At 74.5% G+C, this 11,945-nt stretch carries 10 protein-coding genes; 3 read left to right on the top strand and 7 right to left on the bottom strand.

Features of this window, described 5'->3' with window-relative positions; translation table 11 throughout:
- Positions 1–14: 14 nt before the first annotated feature.
- Positions 15–1,556, bottom strand: a complete 1,542-nt coding sequence (locus HC251_RS16835) for a trypsin-like serine protease (protein WP_219941766.1) — start codon at positions 1,554–1,556, stop codon at positions 15–17.
- A gap of 216 nt (positions 1,557–1,772) precedes the next feature.
- Here HC251_RS16835 and msrB point away from each other — a divergent pair, with 216 nt between their 5' ends.
- Positions 1,773–2,207 (top strand): peptide-methionine (R)-S-oxide reductase MsrB, encoded by a 435-nt coding sequence (gene msrB / locus HC251_RS16840; RefSeq protein ID WP_219941767.1) that lies wholly within the window; start codon positions 1,773–1,775, stop codon positions 2,205–2,207.
- Here msrB and HC251_RS16845 read toward each other — a convergent pair.
- Positions 2,204–3,760 carry an alkaline phosphatase gene (locus tag HC251_RS16845; RefSeq protein ID WP_219941768.1) on the bottom strand — a complete coding sequence of 519 codons (1,557 nt, stop codon included), beginning with the start codon at positions 3,758–3,760 and terminating at the stop codon, positions 2,204–2,206. The genes msrB and HC251_RS16845 overlap by 4 nt on opposite strands.
- A 102-nt stretch (positions 3,761–3,862) precedes the next feature.
- On the bottom strand, positions 3,863–6,082 hold the full coding sequence (locus HC251_RS16850) for an MMPL family transporter (protein ID WP_219941769.1): 2,220 nt from the start codon (positions 6,080–6,082) through the stop codon (positions 3,863–3,865).
- A gap of 151 nt (positions 6,083–6,233) precedes the next feature.
- Between HC251_RS16850 and HC251_RS16855 the strand changes: the two genes are divergently transcribed.
- Both HC251_RS16855 and HC251_RS16860 read left to right on the top strand, forming a co-directional pair.
- A complete protein-coding gene (locus tag HC251_RS16855; protein ID WP_219941770.1) occupies positions 6,234–6,938 on the top strand; it encodes a response regulator transcription factor in 705 nt (234 codons plus the stop codon).
- Complete coding sequence (locus HC251_RS16860) at positions 6,938–8,386, top strand: cell wall metabolism sensor histidine kinase WalK (RefSeq protein WP_219941771.1); 1,449 nt, start codon at positions 6,938–6,940, stop codon at positions 8,384–8,386. Before HC251_RS16855 ends, HC251_RS16860 begins: the two co-directional genes overlap by 1 nt.
- Before the next feature lie 30 nt (positions 8,387–8,416).
- Here HC251_RS16860 and HC251_RS16865 read toward each other — a convergent pair whose 3' ends face one another.
- The 4 genes from HC251_RS16865 to HC251_RS16880 all read right to left on the bottom strand — a co-directional run bounded on the left by HC251_RS16865 (position 8,417) and on the right by HC251_RS16880 (position 11,945).
- On the bottom strand, positions 8,417–9,259 hold the full coding sequence (locus tag HC251_RS16865; RefSeq protein WP_219941772.1) for an alpha/beta fold hydrolase: 843 nt from the start codon (positions 9,257–9,259) through the stop codon (positions 8,417–8,419).
- A gap of 31 nt (positions 9,260–9,290) precedes the next feature.
- The gene (locus HC251_RS16870) at positions 9,291–10,538 is read right to left on the bottom strand and encodes a DUF2786 domain-containing protein (protein ID WP_219941773.1); all 1,248 of its coding nucleotides are present in this window, start codon (positions 10,536–10,538) and stop codon (positions 9,291–9,293) included.
- A gap of 89 nt (positions 10,539–10,627) precedes the next feature.
- On the bottom strand, positions 10,628–11,683 hold the full coding sequence (locus HC251_RS16875; protein WP_219941774.1) for a bifunctional phosphoglucose/phosphomannose isomerase: 1,056 nt from the start codon (positions 11,681–11,683) through the stop codon (positions 10,628–10,630).
- A 25-nt stretch (positions 11,684–11,708) separates the two neighbouring features.
- Positions 11,709–11,945: a Trm112 family protein gene (locus HC251_RS16880; protein ID WP_219941775.1), complete on the bottom strand. Its 237-nt coding sequence runs from the start codon at positions 11,943–11,945 to the stop codon at positions 11,709–11,711.

An 11,945-nucleotide genomic window follows, 5' to 3' on the forward strand; every position in this document is an offset into this window, starting at 1 on the left:
GAACCGCGGACCGCTCAGAAGCCTCCGTCGCGCTGGTCGAGCAGCCGGGCGTAGGCGACGCTGTGGACCAAGAAGCGCCCGACGGCGGCGACGGGCTCGGTGCGCCACCGCTCGACCTCCCAGGGGGCCGGCTCCCGGCGGATCAGGTTCAGGTAGGCGACCTGGACGTCGACGGCGCCCTGGGTGCGGGCCCGGTGCTCGGCCGACTCGGAGAACAGGGCGGCGACCTTCCCCCGGCTCGCCCCGGTCGCCAGCCGGTCGGTCCAGTAGGTGACGTCGCCCGGGGAGCCGACCCGCCCCAGGACGTTCACGTACAGCTGCTCGACGAAGGCCTCGTCGGTCAGGGCCCCGTAGGTCGCCTGGAACTCGGCCGAGCGGGCCATGATCTCGGCGATGCGGACGACGCCCAGGCGCCGCCAGCCCGCCATCTGCTCCCGCCAGTACTCGTAGCCGTGGCGCTCGGCCGCCCGTCCCAGGACCGACTGGTACAGGCGCACGATGGCGGCGTCGCGGCGGACCACGGCCGCCGACTGGTGGTAGGCCGCCACGACCTCGCCGGGCTCCCCGACGGCCGGGACCGGGACCGGCCCGTCCCCGTCCCAGGAGAACAGCGCCAGGTCGCGATACGCCCACGCGACCGAGAAGGCGAAGTCCTCCGCGTCCCAGTGGGGCCCGTACTGGATCGCCTGGGCGATCCACCGCGTGGCCGAGGCCACCTTCGAGAAGACCGAGGGCGTCTCCGGGCTGGCGCAGTACGCCCCCCAGCTGACGATGCCGACCAGGAGCCGCCGGCCGTCCCGCTCCCAGACCAGGGGCCCGCCGCTGTCGCCGTAGCACGGCCCCATGCCCCCGGTGCCCAACGGCCCGGTGCACAGGTGGGACGAGTGGTAGGGCGGCGTCCCCAGCTCCTCGGCGGCGGCGTCGAGCTCGGTCTTGCACTCCCGGCCGCTCATCGCCGGCACCGAGACCTGGCGCACCCGGGCAGGGATGACGCCCGTGTCGAGGTTCGTCATCCCCCAGCCGGCGGTGTGGAGGATGGTGCCCGACGGGGGGATGTCGGTGAACGACCCCACCGCCATCCGGGGGGCCGCCGTCGACCGCGAGAGCTGGATCAGGGCCACGTCGTTGGTGAGCAGGTCGAGGTTGGCGCCGGGCCGGACGAGGATGCGGCGGGCCCGGATGCGGGCACCGCCGGACGTCAGGTCCTGGGTGCCGACGAGCACGTCCACGTCCTGCGGGGGGACGACCCAGCCGGGCCCGTCCGAGACGCAGTGGGCGGCGGTGACCACCCAGGTCGGGTCGATCAGGGTGCCGCCGCAGGTGAAGGCGTCGGTGTTCCGCCGCTGGTGGGCGGCCAAGATGGCGACCTGCGAGGGCCACGCGCCGGGGGGTGCCTCGGTGCCCCCGATGATCCTGGGGTCGGGGGCCGTGGGCGTCGCCGGGTCCGCGTCCGACGGTTCCTGGGCGGTCGTCGGCCCGGCCAGGGCGACCAGCCCCATGACGACGACGACGACGAGGGACGCCGCCAGGCGGCGGGCGGGGCGCAGGTGCGACACGGGTGGGACCTCTCGGTTCACGCCGCGACGGACCCAAGCGCCCTCCCGGCTCCCGTCGACCGCGACGGGCGGCGGCATCGTGGCACCCGCCCCACCGCCGGACAAGGGCCGTCGCGTTGCGATCACCGCGCTGTTGCGTGGCGACGTGCGGGCCCGATCGTCACACGCGCGACGGGGGAGGTGGCGACGGCCCCGATCCCACGGCACGCTGGGGCCATGACCGACGCCGACGCCGCATCCCCCGGGCCCGCGCTGCCGACCGACGAGGAGCTCCGGGCCCGACTGACCCCGCTCCAGTACGAGGTGACCCAGCAGGAGGGCACCGAGCGGGCCTTCACCGGCGAGTACTGGGACACCAAGCAGCCGGGCACGTACCGCTGCGTCGTGTGCGACGAGCCCCTGTTCCGCTCCGACGTCAAGTACGACTCGGGCACCGGGTGGCCGTCGTTCTGGGAGGCCATGGACCCGTCCAAGGTGACCCTCGTCGAGGATCGCAAGCTGTTCATGCGTCGCACCGAGGCGCGCTGCGCCCGCTGCGGTGCCCACCTGGGCCACGTCTTCCCCGACGGGCCCCAGCCCACGGGTGAGCGCTACTGCATGAACTCGGCGTCGCTCCGCCTTGAGCCCGACGAGGGCACCGAGGACGCCTAGACCGCCACCGCCCCGGCTCGACCGTCCTCGATGACGAAGGACGCCTTGGTGGCGACCGGGGCCCCGGGGACGGTGACCACGTCGACGGTGCGGAAGTCCGCCGTCCACTCGGTGTGGGTCACGACGTTGCGCAGGTAGCCGCGCCGCCGGTTGATGAACCGGATGTGCGGGTTCTCGGCCAGCTGGACCGGGTCACCGGACCCCTGCTCGACACCGTCGCCCCCGGTGCTGATCGAGGTGCCGACCAGCTCGGTGGCGACGGTGGCCGAGGCGGGGTCGTCGAAGTCCGCCTTCACGTCGCAGACGTAGCTGGCGTGCACGTCGCCGGTGAGGATCACCGGGTTCGACGCCCCGACGGCGGCGATGTGGTCCCGCAGGGCGTTGCGCTCGGGCACGTAGTCGTCCCACGCGTCGTCGCTGAAGGTCGCGTCGGGTCCGGCGGTGAAGTCCCGCTGGGAGAAGAACACCTGCTGGGCCAGGGCGTTCCACCGGGCGGTGGGGCCGGCCAGGCCGGCCATCAGCCACCGCTCCTGCTCGTCGCCCAGGATCGTGCGCGACGGGTCCAGGCGGCGCGCCCGATCCTGGTCGCTGCGGTACTGGCGGGTGTCGAGGACGTGCACGTCGAGCAGGTCGCCGAACGTGAGCCGGCGGTACAGCTGGGCGTCGATCCCCTGGGGCAGCGACGAGCGGCGCAGGGGCATGTGCTCGTAGTACGCCTGGAGGGCGGCGGCGCGGCGGGCGAGGAAGGCGTCCCGGGGCTGCCGGGCCGGGTCCTGGGGGACCTCGTCGGCCCAGTTGTTGTCGATCTCGTGGTCGTCGAGGACGACGGCCCACGGGAAGGCGGCGTGCGCCGCCTGGAGGTCGGCGTCGGCGCGGTACTGGGCGTGCCGGTTCCGGTACTCGATGAGGGTGACGGGCTCGCCGACGCCCTCGTGCACCCGGAGGTTCGCCGGGTTGGGGGCGCCCTCGTAGATGTAGTCACCGACCTGGACGACGAGGTCGAGGTCCTCCTCGGACATGTGGCGGTGGGCCGTGAAGTAGCCGGCGGTGTAGGACTGGCACGACGTCAGGGCGAAGGCGGTGCTCGCCACGTGGGCCCCCTGCGCCGGCGCGGTCCGGGTACGACCCACCGGCGAGATGGTGCGGCCCGCCCGGAACCGGTACCAGTACCAGTGCCCCGGTCGCAGACCGGACACCTCGGCGTGGACGCTGTGCCCCATGGCCGGCGTGGCGTGCTCGGCCCCCCGCGCCACGACCCGAGAGAACCTCTCGTCGGTCGCCACCTCCCACTGGACCGGCACCCGACGGTTCGGCATGCCGCCCCCCTCGAGGGGTCGAGGGGCCAGCCGGGTCCAGAGCACGATGCCCCCCGGGGTGGGGTCGCCGGAGGCCACCCCCAGGGTGAACGGGTCGCGCACCGCGCCACCGGCGGCGCCCGGGGCGCCCGCTCGGGTCACGGCCCCGGCGGGGTCGAGTCGGGCGGATGCCACGGCCGCGGCACCAGCGGCGCTGAGGGTCAGGAACCGGCGACGGGTGAGGGGGTTCGGTGTCATGGCCCGCATCACACCAGGGCCAGGTGAACACCGATCGGCCGTGCCCTCGCCAGGTGGTGAAGCCTGCGCCCCGGGCGGGTGGCGGCCCGCCCGGGGGTCGGCTCAGACGCCGACGAGCTCGCGGTCGGCGTCGTCCTCGTGGCGCGGGTCCCGGGCGTCGTCCTCCTCGAGCTGCTCGATCAGGTGCTCGCCCTCGATGTCGAGGTCGGGGAGCAGCCGGTCGAGCCAGCCCGGCAACCACCAGGCCCGGTCGCCGAACAGGGCCATGGTGGCGGGCACGAGGACCATGCGCACGACGGTGGCGTCGAGCAGCACGGCCATGGAGAACCCGATGCCCAGCATCTTGGTGGTGGGGTCGTCGGTCAGGGCGAAGCTGGCGAAGACGCTGATCATGATGAGGGCCGCCGCCGTGATCACCCGGGCCGAGCTGGTGAGCCCGGACAGCACGCTCTCGCGGGCCCGGCCGGTGCGGATGTAGTCCTCCCGGATGCGGCTGAGGATGAAGACCTCGTAGTCCATCGAGAGCCCGAAGAGGACGGCGAACATCAAGATCGGGAGGAAGCTGATGACCGGCACCGACTCCTCCAGGCCCACCAGCTGCTGGAGCCAGCCCCACTGGAAGATGGCCACGAGCACGCCGAAGCTCGACCCGATGCTGAGCAGGATGGCGATGGCCGCCTTGACCGGCACGAGGAGCGACCGGAACACGGCCAGCAGCAGCACCATCGTCAGCCCGATGACCAGCACCATGAAGGTCGGCAGGGCGGTGGCCATCTTGTCGGACACGTCGATGAGCAGGGCGGTCTGTCCGGCCACCGAGACCTCGGCACCGGTCGCCTCGCCGATCGGGGCCAGGACGTCGTCGCGGAGGTGGTGCACCAGGCTCGACGTGTCGGCCGAGGAGGGTGAGGTGCGGGGGACGACGGCGATGATGGCGGTGTCGCCGGCCTCGTTGGGGACCGGCGGGGCGACGAGCTGGACGCCCGGGTCCTCGGTCACGGCGGCGACCACCTCGGCCAGGGCGGCGTCGGGATCGGCGGCCCCGGACGTGTCGGCGACGAGCGTGAGGGGGCCGTTGAAGCCGGGCCCGAAGCCCTCGGCGAGCAGGTCGTAGGCCTGGCGGCGGGTCGTGTCCTGGGGGGCGGTCCCGGCGTCGGGCATGCCCAGCCGCAGCGACAGCATGGGCACGGCCAGGAGCAGCATCAGGGCCAGTCCGCCGGCGAGGGCGACACCCGGGCGGGCGACGACCCGGCGGGCCCACCGGGCGCTCAGGGTGTCGTGGGACTCGGACGCCGACCCGGTGCGGGTGCGGCCGATGCGCCAGCGGTCGATGTTGTGGCCGGCGAACCCGAGGAGGGCGGGCAGCAGGGTCACGGCGATGCCCACCGAGAGCAGGACGGTGAACGCCGCCCCGAGGCCCATGACGGTGAGGAACGGGATCCCGATCACGGCCAGCCCGGCGAGGGCGATCACGACGGTGAGGCCGGCGAAGACGACGGCGCCGCCGGCGGTGGCGTTGGCCCGGGCCGCCGACTCCTCCACGTCGAGCCCCTCGGCCACGTTCTGGCGGTGCCGGGTGACGATGAACAGGGCGTAGTCGATGCCCACGGCCAGGCCGATCATGGTGGCGAGGACGGGCGCGGTCGACGACAGGTCGGTGAAGGCCGACAGGACGCCGATGCCGCTGATGCCCACACCGACACCGATGAGGGCCGTGGCGATGGGCAGGCCCATGGCCACGAGCGACCCGAACGAGAGCAGCAGCACGATGATGGCGACGCCGAGCCCGATCAGCTCGGAGGTGTGGCCCAGCTCCTCCTGGGGGCCGACGTCACCGCCGATCTCCATCCGGACCCCGGTGGCCTCGGCCGGGGCGGCGATCTCCTCCAGGGCGGTGGCGGCCTCCTCCGAGACCTCGTTGGCGGGGACGGGGTAGGAGACGTCGGCGAAGGCGATCAGGCCCTCGCTCGACACCGTGCCGGCGGTGAACGGGTCGGTGACGGAGACGACGTCGGGGGCGTCGGCCGCCGCCGCCAGGGTGGCCTCGATGCCCGCCCGGCGAGCGGGGTCGGTGAGCGGCGTGTCGTCGTCGGACGCGAACACCAGGCGGGCCGAGGAGCCCGACTGCTCGGGGAACCTCTCCTCCAGCAGGTCCATGGCCTTCTGGGACTCGGTCCCGGGGATGGTGAAGGCGTCGCTGGTCGTGCCGCCGAGGGCGCCGGACAGGGCGCCGGCGCCGATGAGCAGGGTCAGCCAGGCGGCCAGGACCCACCGGCGGTGGCGGACCGACCAGTGGCCCAACCGGTACAGGATCTTCGACATCACGACTCCTCGTCTGGCGGCGTCGCCGTCCGACGCCCGCACCCTGATGGAGCCGCCCGAACCTTGGGGGAACCTGGGAGCGCTCTGGTCTGCGGCGTAGAGCGCCCGCCGGGGGCGTGGCATCCGCCACGCCACGTGCGAACCTCTCCCCATGAGCGCGGCGACAGGGGCCACGGGGCGGCGCATCCTCGTGGTCGACGACGAGGAGTCGCTGCGCGACCTGGTCACCACCGCCCTCGAGTTCGTGGGCCACGAGGTGGCCACCGCGGTCGACGGGCTCGACGCCCTGGCCCAGGTGCCCGTCTTCGCGCCCGACCTGATCGTCCTCGACGTCAACATGCCGCAGGTCGACGGGCTGGAGGTCTGCCGCCGCCTGCGCGCCGACGGCGACACCACCCCGATCGTCTTCCTCACGGCGCGCGACGCCCCCCGTGACATCGTCGAGGGCCTCGCCGCGGGAGGCGACGACCACCTGGCCAAGCCCTTCCACCTGCAGGTGCTGATCGCCCGCATCGACGCCGTCCTGCGCCGGTCCGGGGCGGTCGACGACGGCTCGGAGGGCGACCGCCTCACCTTCGGCGACATCGAGATGGACGAGGCCGCCCACCGGGTGTGGCGGGGCGGCGAGCTCGTCGCCCTGGCCCCCACGGAGTTCAAGCTGCTCCGCTACCTGCTGCTCAACCCGGACATCGTGCTGAGCAAGGCCCAGATCGCCGAGCACATCTGGCAGTACGACTTCGGCGGCGACCCCAACGTCGTCGAGACCTACGTGTCGTACCTGCGGAAGAAGCTCGGGCCACCGCGGGTCATCCAGACCGTCCGGGGCGTCGGCTACGCCCTGCGGGACGAGCCCTGATGCGCCGCCTGCACGCGCCCCGGCTCCCCAACCGGTGGCGCATCACCGGGTGGATCGTGGGGTCGGTCCTGCTCGTCACCGTCGGGGTGGGGGCGGTCGCCGTCGTGCAGGTCAAGGGCCGCTTCACGGCCCAGATCGACGCCGAGCTGCGGGAGCAGTCGACCAGCCTGGTCACCGCCCTCGACGTCATCGACGAGGAGCAGCTCGAGCAGATCGCCGACGCCTCGGGCTTCGCCGACACGACCTACGGGATCGCCGTCGTCCGGGCCGACGGCGGCGTCTTCGACGTTCCCTCCGGGTCCCCCAACGAGCCCGACCCGCCCGTCGACCTCTCCCCGGCGGCGGTCAGCCGGCTGCGGGGCCAGGCCGGCGACCCCTTCGACCTGCGCAGCGCCGACGGCTCCGAGACCTACCGGGCCATCGTCACCCAGCTCGACGACGGCGGGCTCGTGGTGGTCACCCGATCGCTCCGGGACCGGGAGGAGGCGGTGCGCACGATCGTCGGCGTGCTGGTCCTCGCCGGCGCCGTGGCCGCCGTGCTGATCAGCGTCACCGTGGCCGTGGTGAGCGGCCTCGTGACCAAGCCCCTGGACGCCATGATCGACGCCGCCGAGGCCATCGGCGAGGGCGACCTCACCTCCCGCGTGCCGACCGACGGCGTCGAGGACGTGGCCCGCCTGGCCGCCGCCCTGAACAGCATGCTCGACCGGCTGGAGCGGGCCTTCGCCGACCGGGCGGCCTCCGAGGACGCCCTGCGGCAGTTCGTGGCCGACGCCTCCCACGAGCTGCGCACCCCCCTGGCCGCCGTCCTCGGCTACGCCGAGCTCCACCAGGAGGGGATGGCGGGCTCGCCCGAGCAGGTCGAGAGCGCCATGGCCCGGATCCGGGCCGAGGGCGAGCGCATGCGCCTCATCGTCGACGAGCTCCTCACCCTGGCCCGCCTCGACGAGGGCCGGGCCATGGAGCACCTCGAGGTCGACGTGGGCGAGATCGCCCGGCTGGCGGTGGCCGACGCCGGCGCCATCGAGCCCACCCGTCCGCTCCGGTTGGAGGTCCCCGACGGTGGTGTCGTCGTCTCCGGAGATGCCATGTCGCTGCGCCAGGCCGTCGACAACCTCCTGGCCAACACCCGGGCCCACACCCCGATCGACGCCGCGGTCACGGTGGCGGTCGAGCGGGTCGACGGGCACGCGTCGGTGCGGGTGACCGACGAGGGGCCCGGCATGGAGCCCGAGGTCGCGGCCCACGTCTTCGACCGCTTCTACCGGGCCGACCGCAGCCGCGCCCGCACCGGCCGCCAGCCCAGCGGCGCCGGCCTGGGCCTGGCCATCGTGGCCGCCATCGCCGAGGGCCACGGCGGTCGGGCCACCGTGGAGTCGACCCCCGGCAGGGGCTCGACGTTCACCCTCTCCATCCCGACCGATCCCGCGGACCGCCACGAGGGGTGACGCCGCCACCGGCGGCACCGCCCGAGCCGCTCAGAACTCGCGGACGAAGCCCGAGATGGCGGACCGGACCGCCAGCGGCGCCTCGACCCACGGGAGGTGGCCGGCGCCGGGCACGACCTCGAGGCGCACCTGCGGGAGCGCCGCCACCAGCGTCTCGAGGGCGGCCGCCGGGCGGGGATCCTCGGCGCCGTGCAGCAGGAGCGCCGGCCGGTCGAGGTGACGGCACCGGTCGAGCTCGGTCTCCTCGTCGAGGGCCCGCACCTCGGCCCCGAGGGCGTGGTTGGCCTCCCAGCAGATCGGGAACGGCGACCGGCGGGCCTCGGCCGTGGCCAGGGCGAGCGCCTCCTCGCGGTCGGCGAAGTCCGGCACCCACATGAGGGCCCGCCACTCGACCTCCTCGGCCTCCGTGCGCTCGCGGCGGAAGAGGTCGTCACGCCGGCGCTGCTGGGCGTCGGTGAGGCGGCGGGCGGCCTCGGCCCGGTGGGCGGCGCGCCACCATCGCCCGGTGCCCACGCCGGCGAGGTAGACGAGGCCCTGCGTCCGGTCCGGGTGGGCCAGGGCGTACTGCAGGGCCACGGTGGCGCCGAACGAGTGACCGCCGACGACCCACCGGTCGAGGCCCAGGTGCCGCCGCAGATCGTCGAGGTCGGCGACGTAGCGCTCGAGGGTGTGGGGTCCGACCGGGTCGGACCGGCCGCTCCCCCGCTGGTCCCACCGGACGACCCGGGTCGCGTCGGTGAGCAGGGCGGCGAGCGGTCCCAGGGTGTCGCCCAGGCCCGGGCCGCCGTGGCAGAGGACCAGCGGCGGGCCGTCGCCCTCGTCCACGAACCACAGACGGTTGCCGTCGTCGGTCGTCGCCCAACCCTCCGCCACGGCGGGAGGCTACGTGTCGGCCGCCCGTCGCTCAGCCGGCGCCGAGGCGCTCCCACGGCAGGTCGGCCCGGTCGGCGGCCTCGCGCCCGGCGTACCAGCCCAGCCGGTCGGTGGGGCCGGCGGAGCGCTTGGTGCGCAGGTGGGGGTGCATCTCGGCCACGTGCTGGTCGACCGCCGTCCGCCGCTGGGCCAGCACCGGCACCAGGGCCCCACCCGCGCTGCGGTCGAGGTCGGCCACGGTGGCGGCGCCGGCGGACAGCAGGCGGTCGCCGATGCGCTGGGCGAAGCCGCGCAGGAACGACGACCGGAAGCCGCGGCTGCGCTCGCGGGAGCCGGGGGCGGAGTCCCGGGCGAGCTGCCCGAGGGCGGTCTGGGCCTGGACGAGCAGCGAGGTGAACAGGACGTCGACCTCGGCCAGGTCGGAGGCGAAGCCGACGACGGTGACCATCTGCAGCCCTCCGAGCAGCACGGCCTTGCCCCGGCAGGCCTCGGCGATGGCGGACAGCAGGTGGGAGCGGGCGTCGGCGTAGGGGTCGTCGATGCAGAACCGCCGGGCCACGGGCCGGTCGGTGTGCTCCTCGGGCGCCGTCACCAGGACGTGCTCGAGCGAATGCCGGGTCATCAGCTCGTGGGCCTTGGCCGTGAACGCCTGGGCCTCGGCCTCGAAGGTCGTGGACTCGGCCTTGGCCAGCAGGGCCCGCACCTTCTCCAGCACCCGGGCGTCGATGCCGTCGGACCCGGCGCCGGCGGAGACGGCGGCCAGGGGGATGTCGGGTCGCCCCGGCACCGGCAGCAGCACCTCGACCGGCGGGAGGGCCAGCAGCACCGACACCAGCTCGACCAGGGCCTCGACGTCGACGACGGCGGCGGCGGGCGGTGATCCGAGGGCGTCGAGCTGGGCCCGCCAGGCCGGATGCACCCGGGCGAGGTCCAGGTCAGCGGCACCGGCCCGCACCGCCGCCACCGCGGCGTCGCCGGCCGCCACCCGTCGGCGGCGGGCCTGCCAGACGACCTCGGCCGGCTGCCACCCGCTGGCCCACAGCCCGACCAGGGTCTCGCGGGCGACCTCCTCGGCCACCGGGACCACGACGGCTGCCGGCGCCGCGGCCAGGGCGGCCCGGGCCATCCGGGCCTGGTCGGGGCGGGCCCGGGCGGCCATGAGGAGGAGCTGGTGCACCTCGGCCGCGCTGGGCGGGGGGCGCTCGGCCCCGATCCGGGACGGCCCTCGCCCGCCGAGGGGCCCGGGGCGCCGGTGCTGCTGCTTCCGCCGTCGACTCATGCCCGCATCGTACGGAGGGGGTGCGACACCGAGCCCGCCACGCACGCCCGGACACATGGGGTCAGACCCCTTCCGTCGTCGGCGGGGGATCAGCCGTGGCTGAGGGTGCGCTTGAGCTCGTCGAGGGCGGGGGTGGGGCCGGGGTCGACGCCCTCCTGGGCCGCCAGCTCGAGGCTCACCATGTCGCCGAAGAGCATCAGGTCGAGCAGCTGGGCCAGAGAACCCTCGCCCTCGGCGTCGACCATGTGGAGCCCGCCGACGACCTCCTCGAGCAGGAGCTGGAGGGCGTCGAAGCGGCGGCCCTGCTGCGGGTGCTCCTCCTCGTGGCGGAGGAACACCATCTGGAACACCTGGCGGGTGACGTCCCCGTGCTGGCCCCACCCCACCAGCTCGTTGTGGCCCAGCTCCGGCAGGGCGTTGGCGAACGCCGGGGTCTTGGCGTTGACGTTGACCTGCGTCTTCCAGCGCGTCGCCGCCACCCGGCCGACGGCGCCGGCGCCGTAGACGATGGGGAGCGTGCGCCCGATCCGGCGGGCCAGGTCGGCGGCCGGGCTGCGGTCGGCGGCCAGCTGGTCGGCGCGCCGGCGCAGCTGGTCGGCGGTGGCGGCGATCCAGCCGTGGGCGCCGGGGAAGATGCCCATGCGCTCCAGGGCGACGAGGACGGGGATCGTCATGGCCCCGACCGCGGTGCGGGGCGCCGGGAACGTGTCCGGCACCGGGGCGACGGCGGCACCCCACCCGGCGGCGCTCTCGAGGAGCTGACCGCCCGAGGCCACCACGAGCATCCGCCCCCCGGATGCGGCCGACTCCTCGGCGGCCTGGACCGTCTCGTCGGTGTCGCCCGAGTAGGAGACGGCCACCACGAGGGTGTCGGAGGCGACGAAGCTGGGGGCGTCGTAGCCCTTCACCACGACCACCGGCACGGGCAGGAAGAGGTCGCCGACGGTCTCGATGATGTCGCCGACGATGCCGCTGTCGCCCATCCCGAGCACGACGATGTTGGCGATCTCCTCACCGTCGGGCAGGTGCTCGATCGCCTCGCCGGCGGCCACCGCCGCGGTGACCTGGTCGCCGAGGCCGAGGGTGGCGTCGCGCATCCCGAGGGAGTCGAGGCCCCGTCGGGTCGGGCTGGTGTCTGCGCTCATGGTGACGGTGCCCCTCGGTTCGGTCTCAGGCCTCGAAGGTGGGCTTCACGCCGTCGGCCTCGGCCTTGGCCCGCAGCCGCTCGTCCTCGGCGTCGTCGACCGTCTCGGCCTCGTCGACCAGCATGACGGGGATGTCGTCCTCGATGCGGTAGCGACGCTTGAGGCGCGGGTTGTAGAGCGCGGCCTCGTCGGGGAAGTACAGCAGCGGACCCTTGTCCTCGGGGCAGGCCAGGATGTCGAGCAGCTGGGGATCGAGCGCCAT

Origin of the sequence: Iamia sp. SCSIO 61187, from assembly GCF_019443745.1 — a bacterium.
Classification (GTDB): Bacteria; Actinomycetota; Acidimicrobiia; order Acidimicrobiales; family Iamiaceae; genus Iamia.

Bases quoted from the DNA above. Each gene is read 5' to 3' on its own strand.
- HC251_RS16850 (WP_219941769.1), bottom strand. From the start codon at position 6,082: ATGTCGAAGATCCTGTACCGGTTGGGCCACTGGTCGGTCCGCCACCGC.
- HC251_RS16880 (WP_219941775.1), bottom strand. From the start codon at position 11,945: ATGGCGCTCGATCCCCAGCTGCTCGACATCCTGGCCTGCCCCGAGGAC.
- HC251_RS16875 (WP_219941774.1), bottom strand. From the start codon at position 11,683: ATGAGCGCAGACACCAGCCCGACCCGACGGGGCCTCGACTCCCTCGGG.
- msrB (WP_219941767.1), top strand. From the start codon at position 1,773: ATGACCGACGCCGACGCCGCATCCCCCGGGCCCGCGCTGCCGACCGAC.
- HC251_RS16845 (WP_219941768.1), bottom strand. From the start codon at position 3,760: ATGACACCGAACCCCCTCACCCGTCGCCGGTTCCTGACCCTCAGCGCC.
- HC251_RS16870 (WP_219941773.1), bottom strand. From the start codon at position 10,538: ATGAGTCGACGGCGGAAGCAGCAGCACCGGCGCCCCGGGCCCCTCGGC.
- HC251_RS16855 (WP_219941770.1), top strand. From the start codon at position 6,234: ATGAGCGCGGCGACAGGGGCCACGGGGCGGCGCATCCTCGTGGTCGAC.
- HC251_RS16860 (WP_219941771.1), top strand. From the start codon at position 6,938: ATGCGCCGCCTGCACGCGCCCCGGCTCCCCAACCGGTGGCGCATCACC.